Below are 15,363 nucleotides of genomic sequence, written 5' to 3' on the forward strand. Positions count from 1 at the left end.
TAAATGAAACGTTTGATCGCTCTTGCACTTATTGGCTTTTCTACCCTGGCGGCTGCTGACGAACTTCAAGTTACGCAACTACAACCGGTGGTCGAGCATTACACTTATGCCACCGACCTGGATATTGCCAAAGTTATCAGCGTGTCACCGGCTGCCGACGTCTGTGAAGTAGTGCCCGCACAAATGACCTACGAAGACCACCAGGGTCAGCGTCATATTCTTGAGTATCGCGTGATGGGCAATGGTTGCAGTAACGGCTGATATTATCGCCAGGCGCAACTATCCCCATACAGCCCCCGTTTAACGGGGGCTTTTTTATGGATGGCATTGCGCGGTACTCTCGACGCAAACCAATGGCAAGGAGCCACCCACGATGCAGCCCCTACCTACCCTCCAGACCTCGCGACTGGTACTGCAACCCCTGCAACTAAGCGACGCGCCCGCCATCCAGAGGCGCTTTGCCCACTGGCAAGTCGTGCGCTACCTGAATGCAGTCGTGCCATGGCCCTACCCGGACGATGGCGCACTGAGCTATGTGCGTGACGTGGCGCTGCCAGCCATGGCCCGCAGCGAAGAGTGGCACTGGACGATTCGCCTGTTAGCAGAGCCAGATGAGCTGATTGGCAGCATCAGCCTGATGGATGCCGTGGACAACAACCGGGGGTTCTGGCTGGCGCCGCAATGGCAGGGTCAGGGGTTGATGAGCGAAGCCTGCGAGGTGGTCGATGCCTACTGGTTCAAGACCTTGCACCGCGCGTGCATGCACGTGCCCAAAGCGGCGCCCAATACGGCTTCACGACTTATTTCCGAGCGAGGCGGAATGCGCTTGATAGGCAGGGAAGAGAAAGACTTTGTCAGCGGCAGGCTGCCATGCGAGCTGTGGGGAATAACTCGCGAACAATGGTTGGCCCGGCAGAAAACCTGAGGCGTAAAAACACCCGACCCTGTCAAAACAAACGATCAGGGCCGGGTAGAAACGCTCAGTGCACGATTCGTTTCAGGTACCGGGAATCAGTCTTTCTTCTCGGAAATTACCTTACCGGTCGAATCGAAAATAATTTCGTATTCCAGGCCATCGACCTTCTTGATGCCTTCGGCCTTCCAGATACCGGCAGCCGGGTCCTGGGCTTCAATTTTCTTGATCACGGTGTAGCCGTTCTTGTTCTTGAGAACTTCGACCAACTCCTTGGAGAATGCCCAGTTCGGATCAACAGGCTGAGCCATCGCTGCACCGGCACCCAACAAAGCAGCAGTAGTGATCACAGCAGCAAAGGTTTTCTTCAACATTGTCTTAACTCCATTAATTGATGTTGCGTCTGGTACTCAATGTGACTGGAACAACCGTAGCAGAGAAAAACCCGGCCATAGGGCTAAATGACATGCTTTTGACATGGCTCATGTTCTCGTTAGCTCTGGCACGGGGTTAGAATGCGCAAAACCGGGAAATATCAATGAGTGAAACACGCCACACAGACGCTGAAAACGAGGCCATCACCGAAGCTGCGGCTCAGTGGTGCCTGCGTTTGCACGAGCCCGACTGCACCTGCCAGGAACGTGAAGCTTTCGCTGTGTGGCTAAATGCCAACCCCCTCCACGCGCTGGAATATGAAGCGATGCTGGATGTCTGGGACATCAGTGCGCACCTGACACGTCCGGCCCCCGCTCCAGCCCGGGTGGTTGCATTGCCTCCCGCACCGCGCCGCAGCACCTGGCAGCGCTTTGCCGTGGCCGCCGCCATTACCCTGCTCGCCCTTCCCGTGGCGGCCTACAGCGGCTGGCAACTGGGCTGGGTGCCCAATGCCCATGAGCGCTACAGCGCCGATGCCAGTGCCAGGACGGTGACACTGCCCGATGGCAGCCAGGTCGAACTCAACCTGGGCAGCCAACTGACCTTCAGTAACTACAAGGATCAGCGCCAGGTGACCCTGAGCAAGGGCGAGGCCTTTTTCAAGGTCAGTCACGACGCATCCCACCCGTTTCTGGTGCAGGCGGCAGAAGGCCAGGTGCGTGTCACAGGCACCCAGTTCAATGTGTGGATGTACGAAGACCAGGTGCGGATCACCCTGCTCGAAGGTTCGGTGCTGGTCACCAGCAACAAGCGCCTGAGTGGCGATGGCCTGCGGTTGGAGCCGGGCATGCAGGCGCGTTACAAGGCAGGCGACCATGCCGCGCAAATTGGCCCGGTCGCGGCCGTCACCTCCGAGCTGGCCTGGCGCAACGGCCAGCTGGTGCTGGACAACCTGTCACTGGCTGACGCCTTGCCCCTGATCAACCGCTACCTCGACACTCCCCTCGCCCTGGCCGACAGCGCCACCGGCAAACTGCGCATTGGGGGTGTATTCAATACCCGGGAAATCGATCATCTGGTGACCTCCCTGCCCAAAGTGTTGCCGGTATACCTGAGCCGCAACACCGAGGGTCGGCCGGTGCTGACTGCCCGCCAGGCCCTGTAGAGGGCCAGAGCATGCCCTTCACGATTAAAAAAATTTAATAATCGCTCCAAACCCCCGCCTACACTGGTCGCAAACGCGATTGAGACGAATTCACGACAAAATTTCTACATTTGAATGTTCATGATTTCTGTCGCTCATTCGTCTAGTTAAGTAAGAGCATTTTTTTCTTTTCCTGATCAGGCTCTGAAAAGGAGTTTTTTGCATGCATAACCAGCAAATACCAACGGATGGTAGAAACCCGCATCGCGAAGTCGCTTTTCAGCCCGATACCGGGCTGCTGGAAGCGCTCGCGCCCTTGCAAGGCAACGAACGGATCCGCCACCTGCTCAAGTGTTTCGGGCTGCGTACCAGCCTGGTGCGGCTCAAGGTCATTGACGCGCTGTTAACGGCTGCAGGCAATGATCGCAGGCTGGGGGTGCGCGGCATGCACAGCCACTTGCAGGCGCTGGATATCCCGCTGTCATTCTTGAGTGTGCGCGAGGTACTCAAGCGCCTGTGCAGCGAAGGGGTGGTGGTACTCAACAGCGACAAGAGCTACAGCCTGCATCCACAGGCTGAAGCCGTTTTGACCGGCAAGATCGAAGCTTAGATCTTGGTCTTGCGGCGCATGACGCCGTTGATGACAACCACGATCACGGCCACACCGATGGCGATGTACTGGAACATCTTCTCGGTGATCATGCCGGCGTTTTGCAAGTAAGAAAGGCCGAACATGATGCCCAGAACCACCAGTGATATCAAAATCGAGTATTTCAAGCGCTGCGAAGGGGTCATGACCTGTTCCTGACAGTAAGTCCGTATACGAAAGCCGCCAACCGGGTCGGCTTTCATGGAGAAATTGAAAAAATCGGGCCCCATCTTACAGCCAAGCCAGCTTTTTGGCTGCCACCAACGAACATCCCGGGCCTGCCCTGCAGGCCCGGGCTAACGTTTGAAGGCACTCCCCGGCCGGGCACACAGGTCCACCAGCCAATCCACAAAGACACGTACCCGCGGCGACAATTGCCGATGGTGTGGATATAAGGCTGTTAACGCCAGCCGCGGTGGCAAACAGTCTCTGAGCACTTCTTGCAGGCGCCCTTCGCGCACCAGCTGCGCAACATGGTAATGGGGGGTTTGCACCAGCCCGTACCCCGCCACACATGCCGCCAGATACCCCTCGGCACTGTTGACCGCAAGCCGCTTGGGCAAGTCGACGAGGCGCACTTCATCATCGACCTGGAATTCCAGCCCGTAACGCTTGCCCGAGGCGCTGGAGAAATATTCCACCACCTGATGCCCGCTCAGGTCTTCGAGCGATTGCGGTACACCGCGAGCTTGCAAATAGGCGGGGCTGGCGCATGTCACCTGATCCATCTGCACCAGGGGCCGCGCCACCAGGGAGTCGTCCATGGTCAGTCCACCGCGGATCACACAATCCACACCTTCCCGAATCAGGTCCACCGGGCGGTCGTTGAGGCCGATTTCCAGTTCGATCTGCGGGTAACGGTCCGTGAACTCCGGCAAGGCCGGCAACACCACCAGACGCCCCACCGCAGCGGGCATCTCGACCCGCAGCGTGCCTGTGGGCTGGCTGCCGCGAAACAGCCCTTCGGCGTCTTCAAGATCATCCAGCAGGTTGACGCAGCGCTGGTAGTACGCCGCGCCATCCAGGGTCGGACTGACCTGGCGAGTGGTGCGATGCAGCAGCTGCACGCCCAAATGCGCTTCCAGTTGCTTGATCAACACCGTCACCGATGCACGAGGTAATTGCAGACTGTCGGCAGCCTTGGTAAAGCCGCCCAGTTCAACGATGCGAGTGAAGACCCGCATCGCGTTGAAACGGTCCATAACCCCTCCATTGTTTAGAAATTACGAACAGTGATGGTGTATTTACCCTGTTTATCTTGCCACTGTCGAGGTGAAGAATAGCCCTACCCCACTCATTCAGGAGCACCTCGCATGCACACTCGCCAACTGGGTAAAGACGGACCTCAGGTCAGCGCTATTGGCCTGGGCTGCATGGGCATGAGCGACTTCTACACCACCGGCAGCGACACCCGCGAAGCCGTGGCCACCCTGCACCACGCTCTGGAACTGGGCATCAACCTGCTCGATACCGCCGACATTTATGGGCCACACACCAACGAAGAACTGATTGGCCAGGCCATTCGCGGGAAACGCGAGCAAGTGTTTCTGGCCAGTAAATTCGGCATCGTCCGCGACCCGGCCAATCCGGCCTTTCGCGACATAAATGGTCGCCCCGAGTACATCCGCCAGGCCGTCGAAGGCAGCCTCAAGCGCCTTGGGGTTGAGACGCTCGATCTGTACTACCAGCACCGCATGGACCCGAACGTACCGGTTGAAGAAACCGTCGGCGCGCTGTCAGCTCTGGTCAAGGCAGGCAAGGTGCGTTATCTGGGCCTTAGCGAGGCATCGGTGGCGACCCTTGAACGAGCGCACAAAGTGCATCCGATCAGCGCATTGCAAAGTGAGTACTCGCTGTGGAGCCGCGACCAGGAAGGCAACGGTTGCCTTGAAGCCTGTCAGCGCCTGGGCATTGCCTTTGTGCCCTACAGCCCGCTGGGTCGGGGGTTTTTGACCGGTGCGCTAAGAACCGTGGACGATTTTGCCGCAGACGATTTCCGCCGTTTCAATCCCCGTTTCCAAGGTGAGAACTTCGGCAAAAACCTGCTGTTGGTCGAACAAGTGCAAACCCTGGCTGCCGAAAAAGGCGTGACGGCCGGGCAACTGGCGTTGGCCTGGGTACTGGCACAGGGCGATTACCTGATCCCGATTCCGGGCACCAAGCAACGCAAGTATCTGCAGGAGAATGTGGGAGCGCTGGAGGTCAAGCTGAGCGCCAGCGAGCTGGCCGCACTGGAAAGCATATTCCCGGCCAGTGCCGTGGCCGGGTTGCGCTATGCCGAAGCAACGATGAAGCAGCTCACGCTCTGAGACTGCACTACCTTTACCCTATCCTGTGGGAGCGAGCCTGCTCGCGATACAGGCAAACCGCGTCGCCTGTTTCGCGAGCAGGCTCGCTCCCACACCATCAGGTCATATCACAGCACGTCAGAAATCCCGTTTGTAGAAGATATCCAGCGAGCTGGCAAAACCGCTGGCTACTTCGACATACACACGCTTGCTCAGTTTGTAGCGCAGGGCAATGGTACTGGCAGGTTCAAACACACCCACACCATAGCGTACGCTCAGCCGCTCGTTGATCTTGCCACTGGCCACCACTGCAGTGCTGTTGCCGGTGCCTTCGGTATCAAGCTCAAAATCCTTGATCCCCAGGTGGTTGGCCAGGCTGGTGGTAATCCCCGAACTGCCCATCAGGCCCAGGCCCAGCGCCGCCTGCGCCAGCAGGTTTTCATCTTCCCCGGTACCCGTCAGCGGACGCCCAAGAATCAGGTAGGACAACGCCTGTTCCTGACTCATGGCCGGTTCCGAGAAGATTTGCGTAGTGGGCTGTTCCGCACTGCCTGTCAGGCGAATCCCGGCAATCACGTCGTCGGTCTGGCGGACCGCTTCGATATCCAGATAAGGCTGGTCAATCGGCCCGGCGAACAGCAAACGCGCACGGCGTATGGTCAGCTTCTGGCCATAGGCACGGTAGCGACCGTTATTGAGGCGCAGCTCGCCACGGGTGTCCATGTCGTTGCCAATATGCACCTGCCCCGCCAGATCGGCGTTCAGGCCAAAGCCGGAGAATGTCAGCAACTCCTGCCCCACCACCACGGTGATATCCATGTCGACCTGCATCGGCGCGGCTTCACCCGTCGTCTGCTGGCCCACAATCACCGTGTCATCTGACACCTTGACCGTCGAGGGTGGCAATTCCCGTACCACGATTTCACCCTTGGGCACGTTCACCGTACCGGCGATCAACAGGGTGTTGTCGGGGTTGAGGGAGATTTTCAGGTCCGGGGCGACTTCCAGCTTGGCATAAGGCTCGACCGTCACCGGCAGGTTGTTGCCCTTGACCAGCACATTGACCGCCACTGCCTGACCCCAGGCCACATTGCCGCTGACGCTGCCCTGGCCCTTGTCGCCGCTGGTCCAGCCGCCATTGATCTGCGCCGTTTCGCCGTTGATGGCCAGCGATAGCTGCACATTCTCGAAGTTGGTCGGCAGCTCCGGCCCCGAGATTTCACCGCCGGTCAGGGCCACATTGCCGTTGACATGGGGCGACAGCAAAGCACCCGATATCGTGCCAGAGCCGTTGAGCTGGCCGGTGAGTTTTTCCACCATCGGCGCAAACGGACGAATCATCGACACATCCAGCCCGGTGAGACGGAATTCACCGGTAACAGGTTTGCTTTTGGGCAGCGGATTGATCCGCGCTGCCAGCATCAACTGCCCCAGCTTGCCACCATCGAAATCAAGCCGCGATTCAACCCGGTTAGGGGTCAGGTTGCTGGTCAGCTTGAACGCCTGGTATGGGAAGTCCAGCCACTGGCCCTTGTCTTTGAAGCGCAACGTGCCACCACTGGCATCCACCACCACCTGGCCTTTAGGCCCGCTGGCAGGCAAGTCCAGCATCAAGTCGGCATTGAGCTGGCCCTGCCACTGGAAGTCCTTGGGCAACCACTCAGCCAGGCTGTCGAGGGGGAACTGCTTGAGGTGCAGACGCAGTTTCGGGTCCGGCACCAGGCGCTGCTCTTCGCTGCACAAGCTCGCCGGGCCGGAGAGCCAGCACTGCGCGCCCAGATTGAGCCGGCCATCGGCCAGGCGCTCCAGCCGTGCCGGGTTTTGCAGCACCCAGGCCTGGCCGCCGGCCTTGACGTCGCCACTGGCCAGTCGCCCGCGCCAGTTGCCTTTGTCCAGGCCGCCATCCACGGCCAGGCCCAGTTGCACCAACGGTCCTTGCAAATCCAGCTTGAGCTGCTGACGCTTGATATCGCCACTGCCGTTGGCGGTGAGCACGCCCAGTTGGGTGTCACCGGCGCGGATGCCGCTGCCCTTGAGGTCGATGCGGCCACGCTGGTTGCGATCGAGGCTGGCATCCAGGGTCAGGCTTTGCAGATGATTGTCGGCAAACGCAAGTTGCTGCCCATTGAGCGCCACTTTGCCTTGCGGTGCCTTGAGGGTTCCGCCTACATCGACACGGCCCTTGAGCTGACCGCGCAGTTCGGGCCACAGCTGGCCCAGACGCGGCATATTGAGATCAAGCTGGGCCTTGATTTGCTCCTGCAAACTGGCGCTACCATTGATGCGATTATCGCCCAGGCGAATATCCAGCGCACTGACGGTCCAGGCCTCACCGGCGCCCTGGGCCTTGGCTTGCAGCACCGCAGGCAGGCCGCGCAAACGGCCCTTGAGGTCGAGATTGGCATCCAGCTCCAGACGCTCGTTTTTAAATGAACCCTTGCTGCGCAACGGGCCTGCCAGCGTACCCGGCAACTCGGCCACCCAATACGCAGGGTTGAGCGCACTCAGGTCCAGCGCCGTGTCCCACACCACGCCATCGGCAAACTGCACATTGACGTGGCCCTCGGCTTTGCCCTGCCCGGCCACCAGTTTGAGCTGCGGCAGGAAGACCTTGCCCAGATCGCCACTGAACGGGCTGCTGAGGCTGAACTTGCCCGCCGGGCCATCAAGGTCCGCCTTGAAGTTGCCCAGATAGTTACCGTCGCGATAGGACACTTCAGCCACAAACGTGCGCAAATCCACATCAGGCTTGTCGATCAGCGGATACAGGTTGTGCCAGGGAAACTCCAGCCAGTCGATTTTGGCCTCGGCGCTCAAGCCTTCATGCCAGTCCACTTGCCCCGACAGTTTCAGGCGCTGCTGCGGGTTGGCGGTCAGGTCCAGCGCAGCGATCTGCGCACCCTTGGCATCCACGCGGCCTTTGAGCTGCAGGTTCACTGGCTGTTTTTCGGCAGGCAACAGGGCGCTGCCATTCAATTCATAGCCGTCCTTGAGGTCGCCCTTGGCCGTCAGCAACAACTGATTGAGCACCAGGGTGTCCGGCAGATCGGGGCTGGCCTTGAACGGTTCGGCGGTGATTTTCAATTGCGCCGGCAAGTTGTCGGCCAAAGGCTGCAGCTCGCCCGTCAGGTGCGCATTGATATAACCGGTGGTGTCGGCCTTGAGGTTCAAGCTAGTACGCAGATTGCCATCAACCTTGAGCGCGATCGCCAGGGGTTTGCCATCCGGAGCTGGCAGGCTGACGTTACCTTGCAAGGTCAACGGCCAGTCGCCATTGGGTTGCAGCAGGCCGGACAGTTCAACGTTGAGGTCTTCGCGCTCGACCTGCACCGAGTCGAGCTGCAAGCCCTTGGCCGTCCACTGCGCCGACATCTGCATGCCCTTGAGCTGCTCGATGCCGTTGAACAGTACATTGCCGACCTTGACCACACCCACTTCAATCGCCAGCGGCAATTTCAGCTCCGGCAGGCTGATCGGCCCGCTGCTGCTGTCTTCACTGGGCGGAAATTGCAGGCTGATGGCGTCAGCCTGCAATTGATCGATACACAGCGTCATGCGGGTCAGACAGCCCGGCGACCAGGCAAAGATCGGCCGGCTTACCTCCACCCGGCTGGTGCCTTGCTCCCACAAGAGATGATCGGCACCCCACTGGCCGCCCAGGCGCCCGGCAAAATTCTCCACCTGCAAACCCGGTACCTGCCCCAGCACCCAGCGGCTGCCTGCTTGCGTACCCAGAATCACGCCCACACTGACAACGGCCAGCAGCACCAACGCCACCAGCACCAGCCCGGCTATTTTCAAACCACGAATCACAGTTCTGGCCCCATCGAAAAGTGCAAACGGACACCGCCATCGTCATCCAGCGCATGGGCCAGATCCAGACGTATGGGGCCTACCGGCGAGATCCAGCGAATACCAACGCCGACCCCGGTTTTCAGGCTCGGAAAGTCCAGTGTGTTGAACGCATTGCCCTGGTCGACAAAGGTCGCCCAGCGCCACTTTTCGGCGAACTGATATTGATATTCCAGGCTACCCGCGAGCATGTAGCGCCCGCCAATACGATCACCTTCGGAGTTTTTCGGCGACAGACTCTGGTAATCATAACCACGCACGCTCTGGTCGCCACCGGCGAAGAAGCGCAGTGACGGTGGAATCGATTTGTAGCCGTTGGTGGCACTGCCACCAAACTGGATCCGGCCCAAAAAGCGGTGTTTTTCCCACAGGGTGGTCAACGCCTTGAACTGCACATCGCCATGCAGCAGGTTGGTATCGGACATCAACCCTTGCTTGGCCACCTGCATATCCGTGGTCACACTGTAGCCGTGACTGGGGTCGATGCGGTTGTCGCTGCGCAATACCGAATAGCTGACGCCCGGCATCAGCAAGGTACTCAGGCCCGAGTCATCGCCCAGGCGGTACTCTTCATGCTGCCATTTGAGCGAGATGACGCGCGTCCAGCCGTTATCCAGTTTGCTGTGCCACTCCGGGCCGACCGTGAGCAGCTTGCTCAAGGTGTCGGTGTTGGCGATTTCTTCGTTTTGATAACCCGCAGCAAGACGCAGTTTATCGGTCAGCGGTGGATCCAGCGGGATGTCATACCAGGCACCGACGTTTTGCTTGGGCTGGGATATTTCGGATTCAAAGCCGTAGCTGTCACCGCGCGGGTTGCCCCAGTGGCGCATCCAGCTGGCCTTGCCACGGGCTCCGGTATCGGTCGAGTAACCCAGGCCCAGGGTCATGGTGCGCGGCTTGCGGGTTTCCAGGTCGACGTCGACCGGGATCACCTGCCCCACCGCAGTACTGGGTGCGGCATCGACGCGCACCACTTCAAAGTAGCCACTGCTTTGCAGGTTCTGGTTAAGTTCGGCAACCAGTTCCGAGTCGTACGGGGTATCCGGGGTAAACGGCACCATGCGTTGCAGCAAGGTCTGGTCAAAGGGTGCATCGCCGGCAAAACTGACTTTACCGAGAAAAAAACGCGGGCCGCTTTCGTAGACCAGATTGATATCGGCAAAACCGCCCTTGGGGTCGACCAGCAGTTCATGCTGAGTGAATTTACCATTGAAAAAACCGTAACGCAGGGCACGGTTCTGGATCAGGCGCTTGGCGTCTTCGTAGTTGCCCTGATTGAGCACCGCGCCGGGTTTGAGATCATCGCTGGCCGGTATCTGAAAGGCCTTCAGCGAAGCGGCCGGGCCTTCGACGCGCACGTTGACGTTGCGCAGATGCACCGGCTCGCCGGGATCGATGCTCAACACCAGACGCGGCGGATCGCCGGGTTTGACCTCGGCGTCGATGGAGGGCTGGTAGTAACCCAAGGCCTGGGAGGCTTTCAGGGCCTGCTCCTGCGCGCCACGTTGAAAACGCAAAAGCGCTTTCTCGTCACGATCGCCGAGGCTGCCAATATAGCCTTCCACGTTGGCCTTGAGGGCGTCGTTTGCCGGTTTGACCTTGACCACCAACTCGCTTTGGGCACACGCCGCAAAACTGCTGAGCAGCAGGACAACACCACTGGTAAATCTTCCTGGGAACGTCATAGGCGCGGATGCTATCACGGGCTGGGGTGCTCATAGAGCGCGTCAACGGGCAAAAAGTTCGTGTTCAAACCGTTGCGGTATGTGACACCTGCGGATTGGCATGGAAGAACACATGTTCTATCACCGGCCCCACCGCAACTTCCCCGATCTCCACATAGCCCTGGCGCTTGTAGAATTCAAGGTAATGCGGGTTTCCGGTGTCGAGCACCACACCTTCGGAGTGCTCGTCCTCGGCGCACCAGTTATGCACTGCTTCAAGCAACTGCTCACCGTAATGCAAACCCTGGAATTCGGGATGAATACCCAGCAACGGCAGCATATGCACGGCATCTCCCGGCACGCAGGCCTGCACTGCCTGGTGATAGTCCAGATACCGCCGCGTGCAGTTCAGCCCGGCACTGAGCACCATGCGCAACTGCCAGGCCCAGCTTTCGGTAATCCCCAGGCGCCGCTGCGGCGGGGCAATCAGGGCAATGCCCACCAGGCGGTCATTGACCAGCAACCCCAGCGCCGGCAAGTCCTGAAAAAAATGTTGCCTGACCAGCTCCCGCACTGTCGCGCGAACCCGTTGTTCGTAACCGCTGCGCTCGGCGTTGAACAGAAAGCGGAATGTCGGCTCATGGCGATAGGCCTGATACAGCAAGGAGCGCGCTTCTCTTGAATAGCCACTGTCAAGCAACTGGATCTGACTGGTGGCGTTCGGCGTTTGCGTCATGCGATCAACTCCCCGGCGCGGCCTGGATAGCGGCGCTTCTAATGCGTACGAACCCCCGAGGGCCACAACAGTTCCATCATGGCCAAGTGCATCCTACGTTAGCAGTGCATTTGCCCCACTGCACGCTGGCAGCCAGAGCGTCAGTCCGCTAGCATCGCAGTTTTGTTCAGGACTGCCCGCCCATGAAAATCGTTTCATTCAACATCAACGGCCTGCGCGCTCGGCCACATCAGCTGGCAGCGCTGATCGAGAAACACCAGCCTGACGTGATCGGCCTGCAGGAAACCAAGGTCCATGACGATCAGTTCCCCATCGCCGACATCGAAGCGCTGGGGTATCACGTGCACTTCCATGGTCAAAAAGGCCATTACGGGGTCGCCCTGCTCTCGCGCCAGGCACCTCTGGAGCTGCACAAGGGTTTTGCCGGTGATGAAGATGACGCCCAGCGGCGTTTTATCTGGGGCACTTTCGCTGACGAAAACGGCCAGCCGGTGACCATCATGAATGGTTACTTCCCACAGGGCGAAAACCGCGATCACCCCACCAAATTCCCGGCCAAGCAGCGTTTCTACAGCGACCTGCAGCAGCTGCTTGAAAGCCAGTTCAGCAATGAACAACCACTGGTGGTAATGGGCGATATCAATATCTCGCCGCAGGACTGCGATATCGGTATCGGCCCGGACAACGCCAAGCGCTGGCTGAAAACCGGCAAGTGCAGCTTTTTGCCGGAAGAACGCGAGTGGCTGGAACGTCTCAAGGGCTGGGGCCTGGTGGACAGCTTTCGCTACCTGCACCCGGACGTGGCCGACCGTTTCAGCTGGTTCGATTACCGCAGCCGTGGTTTTGAGGATGAGCCCAAGCGTGGCCTGCGCATTGACGTGATCCTTGCCTCCCAGGGGCTGGTGCCACGAATCAAGGCAGCGGGTGTCGACTACGACCTGCGTGGCATGGAAAAACCATCGGATCATGCGCCGATCTGGCTGGAGTTGAGCTAAGAACAATCCCTTAGCAGCAGCCTCGTTCCTTCGGCAGCTGCTACAGAGGGGCCTGTCATCGGCTTGAAACCTTTCTGACTTAAATTGCAGGCCTTTCTATGGCTCCAGGAAGGTGCCTGCCGATGCTGCGTTTTATGTCCTTGCCCCTGTTATGCGCGCTGACCGGCCTGGTCTGCGCTGCCGACCTGCGCATCCAGGGCTCCAACACCATCGGCGCCAACCTTGGCCCTGCACTGGTCAGCGCCATGCTCGCCGAGCAAGGCCTGCATGACATCCACAGTGTCCCGGTCATCCCGCCCAACGAGCACACTATTGTCGGCACCACGGCGCAGGGCCGGCAGATCCGGGTGGATGTCGCCGCCCATGGCTCGGGTACCGGCTTTACTGCCCTGGCCGCCGGGCATGCGGATCTGGTGGCGTCCTCGCGCCCCATCAAGGACCGCGAACTGGTAGACCTTGAGCGCCTGGGAGACCTGAAAAGCCCGAGCGCCGAACAAGTGATTGCCATCGATGGCCTGGCGATCATTCTCCACCCGCGCAACCCGCTCAATCAGCTTGATACCGAGCAACTGGCACAGGTTTTCAGTGGCCAGATCAGCCGCTGGGAACAGCTGGGCGGGGTCGGTGGTGCCATTCATTTATATGCCCGCGATGGCCAGTCCGGCACCTGGGAGACCTTTAAAGAGCTGGTCTTGAACCGCAACGGGCAGTCCTTGAGCAGTACGGCACAGCGTTTCGAATCCAGCGAAGAGCTATCCGATACCGTCAGCCGTGACCCACAAGCCATCGGCTTTATCGGCCTGCCGTATATCCGTGAGGCCAAGGCCCTGGCTATCGTTGATGGCGCATCGCAGCCCATGCTGCCGCTCACCAGCCTGATTGCCAGCGAAGACTACCCCTTGTCGCGGCGTCTGTTCTTTTACCTGCCTCCCTCGACGATAAATCCCTGGGCAAAAGCACTGGTTGCCTTCACCCAAAGCCCGCAAGGTCAGGCCATTGTCGGGCAAAACGGCTTTGTCGCCCAAAGCGTACAAGCTGGCAGCGTGCTACCGGGCGCGCACATGCCCCAGGCGTATCAGGCGCTGACGCGGGAGGCACAGCGCCTGTCAGTCAACTTCCGTTTTGAAGAAGGCAGTGCCTCACTGGATAACAAGGCGCGTCAGGACTTGCTGCGTGTGGCCGACTACCTGAGCGCCCATGGCAAACTCGACAAACAGATCACACTGGTGGGTTTCGGCGATGCCAAGGATGATCCGCAGCGTGCACAATTGCTGTCAACGTTGCGGGCGATGGCCGTACGCCGCGAGCTGGTGAAAAGCGGCGTGGTGCCCAGGGAAATTCGGGGCTATGGCGCACAAATGCCGGTGGCAGCCAATATCGAAGATGAAGGGCGCCAGAAGAATCGTCGGGTTGAGGTGTGGGTTTATTGAGTGTGCAAGGTCAAATGCCCCCTCTCCCTAGAGTGCATATTTATCCAGCTCAAACTTGCCCACTGCCGCCCGGTGTACTTCGTCCGGGCCATCCGCCAGGCGCAGCGTGCGCTGCATGGCGTACATATAAGCCAGCGGAAAATCCGCCGAAACCCCTGCCCCGCCATGCATCTGAATGGCCCGGTCAATCACCTTCAAGGCAACGTTGGGCGCGACAACCTTGATCTGGGCGATTTCACTTCTGGCCACCTTGTTGCCTACCGTGTCCATCATATACGCAGCCTTGAGGGTCAACAGGCGCGCCATGTCGATCTCCATGCGCGAGTCGGCGATCTTGTCGATATTGGCCCCCAGACGTGCCAGCGGCTTGCCGAACGCGGTACGTGCCAGCGAACGCTTGCACATTAAAGCCAGTGCCCGCTCGGCCATGCCAATCGAGCGCATGCAGTGGTGAATCCGGCCCGGCCCAAGACGCCCCTGGGCAATTTCAAAGCCCCGGCCTTCACCCAACAAAACGTTTTCATACGGCACTCGTACGTTGTCGAACAGCACTTCGGCATGACCATGAGGAGCATCGTCGTAGCCGAATACCGGCAGTGGCCGTACGATTTTCACCCCTGGGGTGTCTACCGGCACCAGGATCATTGAGTGCTGCTGATGCCGCGGATTTTCAGGGTTGCTCAAGCCCATGAAAATCATGATCTTGCAGCGAGGGTCACAAGCTCCCGACGTCCACCATTTGCGGCCATTGATCAGCCACTCGTCACCGTCACGCACGGCGCATGCCGTCATACTAGTAGCATCCGACGAGGCGACGTCCGGTTCGGTCATGGCAAACGCCGAGCGAATGTCACCCCGCAACAGCGGCTCCAACCACTGCTTTTTTTGTGCCTCGCTGGCGTAGCGCACCAGTACTTCCATATTGCCGGTATCCGGTGCCGAGCAGTTGAAGGGCTCGGAACCCAGCATCGAGCGCCCCATGATTTCTGCCAGCGGCGCGTATTCAAGGTTGGTCAGCCCGGCGCCCAGTTCGGACTCTGGCAAAAACAGATTCCATAGCCCTTCAGCCCTGGCCTTGAGTTTCAACTCTTCCATGATCGCTGTGGGCTGCCAGCGATCACCTTCAGCCACCTGCTGATCAAAAATCGCCTCCGCCGGGTAAACATGGGCGTCCATAAACGCTGTCACACGCTCACGCAGGGCCTGAACTTTCGGAGAGTAAGCGAAATCCATAAGTGACTACCTTCTACCGGGCTGCTGAAAAGTGATACCCGATGCTAGATTAGCCACCCTTTATTTGCGCCATCTATTAACGAC

At 59.3% G+C, this 15,363-nt stretch carries 14 protein-coding genes; 7 read left to right on the forward strand and 7 right to left on the reverse strand.

Translation table 11 applies throughout. The annotated features are described in order from the left end of the window. Positions 1-3 precede the first annotated feature (3 nt). Positions 4-261: a DUF2790 domain-containing protein gene (locus tag FHL07_RS10480; protein ID WP_095019298.1), complete on the forward strand. Its 258-nt coding sequence runs from the start codon at positions 4-6 to the stop codon at positions 259-261. A gap of 112 nt (positions 262-373) precedes the next feature. Beyond that, positions 374-925, forward strand: coding sequence for a GNAT family N-acetyltransferase (locus tag FHL07_RS10485; RefSeq protein ID WP_095001660.1), 552 nt, complete (start codon positions 374-376; stop codon positions 923-925). Positions 926-1,011: 86 nt separating this feature from the next. On the opposite strand, the gene FHL07_RS10490 is transcribed toward FHL07_RS10485, so the two are convergent. Next, the gene (locus FHL07_RS10490; protein ID WP_095001661.1) at positions 1,012-1,287 is read right to left on the reverse strand and encodes a PepSY domain-containing protein; all 276 of its coding nucleotides are present in this window, start codon (positions 1,285-1,287) and stop codon (positions 1,012-1,014) included. A 164-nt stretch (positions 1,288-1,451) separates the two neighbouring features. Here FHL07_RS10490 and FHL07_RS10495 point away from each other — a divergent pair, with 164 nt between their 5' ends. Further along, positions 1,452-2,453, forward strand: a complete 1,002-nt coding sequence (locus FHL07_RS10495; protein ID WP_095001662.1) for a FecR family protein — start codon at positions 1,452-1,454, stop codon at positions 2,451-2,453. Between the two features lie 202 nt (positions 2,454-2,655). After that, positions 2,656-3,042 (forward strand): fe2+ zn2+ uptake regulation protein, encoded by a 387-nt coding sequence (locus tag FHL07_RS10500; protein ID WP_095001663.1) that lies wholly within the window; start codon positions 2,656-2,658, stop codon positions 3,040-3,042. Here the strand turns inward: FHL07_RS10500 and FHL07_RS10505 are convergent. Both FHL07_RS10505 and FHL07_RS10510 read right to left on the reverse strand, forming a co-directional pair. Then, positions 3,039-3,227 carry a hypothetical protein gene (locus tag FHL07_RS10505; RefSeq protein WP_095001664.1) on the reverse strand — a complete coding sequence of 63 codons (189 nt, stop codon included), beginning with the start codon at positions 3,225-3,227 and terminating at the stop codon, positions 3,039-3,041. The genes FHL07_RS10500 and FHL07_RS10505 overlap by 4 nt on opposite strands. Positions 3,228-3,377: 150 nt before the next feature. Next, positions 3,378-4,283 (reverse strand): LysR family transcriptional regulator, encoded by a 906-nt coding sequence (locus tag FHL07_RS10510; RefSeq protein WP_138738440.1) that lies wholly within the window; start codon positions 4,281-4,283, stop codon positions 3,378-3,380. 111 nt (positions 4,284-4,394) lie between these two features. Between FHL07_RS10510 and FHL07_RS10515 the strand changes: the two genes are divergently transcribed. After that, positions 4,395-5,390 carry an aldo/keto reductase gene (locus FHL07_RS10515; RefSeq protein ID WP_095001666.1) on the forward strand — a complete coding sequence of 332 codons (996 nt, stop codon included), beginning with the start codon at positions 4,395-4,397 and terminating at the stop codon, positions 5,388-5,390. 117 nt (positions 5,391-5,507) lie between these two features. On the opposite strand, the gene FHL07_RS10520 is transcribed toward FHL07_RS10515, so the two are convergent. The 3 genes from FHL07_RS10520 to FHL07_RS10530 all read right to left on the reverse strand — a co-directional run bounded on the left by FHL07_RS10520 (position 5,508) and on the right by FHL07_RS10530 (position 11,621). Next, complete coding sequence (locus FHL07_RS10520) at positions 5,508-9,182, reverse strand: translocation/assembly module TamB domain-containing protein (RefSeq protein WP_138738441.1); 3,675 nt, start codon at positions 9,180-9,182, stop codon at positions 5,508-5,510. Next, positions 9,179-10,906 (reverse strand): autotransporter assembly complex protein TamA, encoded by a 1,728-nt coding sequence (locus FHL07_RS10525; RefSeq protein ID WP_095001668.1) that lies wholly within the window; start codon positions 10,904-10,906, stop codon positions 9,179-9,181. Before FHL07_RS10525 ends, FHL07_RS10520 begins: the two co-directional genes overlap by 4 nt. 64 nt (positions 10,907-10,970) lie before the next feature. Then, positions 10,971-11,621, reverse strand: coding sequence for a GNAT family N-acetyltransferase (locus FHL07_RS10530; RefSeq protein WP_095001669.1), 651 nt, complete (start codon positions 11,619-11,621; stop codon positions 10,971-10,973). A 182-nt stretch (positions 11,622-11,803) separates the two neighbouring features. On the opposite strand from FHL07_RS10530, the gene xthA reads away from it, so the two are divergent. Together xthA and FHL07_RS10540 are read left to right on the forward strand one after the other, a co-directional pair. Further along, positions 11,804-12,616 (forward strand): exodeoxyribonuclease III, encoded by an 813-nt coding sequence (gene xthA / locus FHL07_RS10535; RefSeq protein ID WP_095001670.1) that lies wholly within the window; start codon positions 11,804-11,806, stop codon positions 12,614-12,616. A gap of 122 nt (positions 12,617-12,738) precedes the next feature. Beyond that, positions 12,739-14,046: a substrate-binding domain-containing protein gene (locus FHL07_RS10540; protein WP_138738442.1), complete on the forward strand. Its 1,308-nt coding sequence runs from the start codon at positions 12,739-12,741 to the stop codon at positions 14,044-14,046. Positions 14,047-14,073: 27 nt separating this feature from the next. Here the strand turns inward: FHL07_RS10540 and FHL07_RS10545 are convergent, their stop codons facing one another. Then, positions 14,074-15,279 carry an acyl-CoA dehydrogenase gene (locus FHL07_RS10545; protein ID WP_095001672.1) on the reverse strand — a complete coding sequence of 402 codons (1,206 nt, stop codon included), beginning with the start codon at positions 15,277-15,279 and terminating at the stop codon, positions 14,074-14,076. Between the last annotated feature and the right edge of the window lie 84 nt (positions 15,280-15,363).

This window comes from Pseudomonas sp. FSL W7-0098, from assembly GCF_005930585.1.
In the GTDB taxonomy this organism is placed as follows: domain Bacteria; phylum Pseudomonadota; class Gammaproteobacteria; order Pseudomonadales; family Pseudomonadaceae; genus Aquipseudomonas; species Aquipseudomonas bubulae.

Bases quoted from the DNA above. Each gene is read 5' to 3' on its own strand.
- FHL07_RS10480 (WP_095019298.1), top strand. From the start codon at position 4: ATGAAACGTTTGATCGCTCTTGCACTTATTGGCTTTTCTACCCTGGCG.
- FHL07_RS10485 (WP_095001660.1), top strand. From the start codon at position 374: ATGCAGCCCCTACCTACCCTCCAGACCTCGCGACTGGTACTGCAACCC.
- FHL07_RS10490 (WP_095001661.1), bottom strand. From the start codon at position 1,287: ATGTTGAAGAAAACCTTTGCTGCTGTGATCACTACTGCTGCTTTGTTG.
- FHL07_RS10495 (WP_095001662.1), top strand. From the start codon at position 1,452: ATGAGTGAAACACGCCACACAGACGCTGAAAACGAGGCCATCACCGAA.
- FHL07_RS10500 (WP_095001663.1), top strand. From the start codon at position 2,656: ATGCATAACCAGCAAATACCAACGGATGGTAGAAACCCGCATCGCGAA.
- FHL07_RS10505 (WP_095001664.1), bottom strand. From the start codon at position 3,227: ATGACCCCTTCGCAGCGCTTGAAATACTCGATTTTGATATCACTGGTG.
- FHL07_RS10510 (WP_138738440.1), bottom strand. From the start codon at position 4,283: ATGGACCGTTTCAACGCGATGCGGGTCTTCACTCGCATCGTTGAACTG.
- FHL07_RS10515 (WP_095001666.1), top strand. From the start codon at position 4,395: ATGCACACTCGCCAACTGGGTAAAGACGGACCTCAGGTCAGCGCTATT.
- FHL07_RS10525 (WP_095001668.1), bottom strand. From the start codon at position 10,906: ATGACGTTCCCAGGAAGATTTACCAGTGGTGTTGTCCTGCTGCTCAGC.
- FHL07_RS10530 (WP_095001669.1), bottom strand. From the start codon at position 11,621: ATGACGCAAACGCCGAACGCCACCAGTCAGATCCAGTTGCTTGACAGT.
- xthA (WP_095001670.1), top strand. From the start codon at position 11,804: ATGAAAATCGTTTCATTCAACATCAACGGCCTGCGCGCTCGGCCACAT.
- FHL07_RS10540 (WP_138738442.1), top strand. From the start codon at position 12,739: ATGCTGCGTTTTATGTCCTTGCCCCTGTTATGCGCGCTGACCGGCCTG.
- FHL07_RS10545 (WP_095001672.1), bottom strand. From the start codon at position 15,279: ATGGATTTCGCTTACTCTCCGAAAGTTCAGGCCCTGCGTGAGCGTGTG.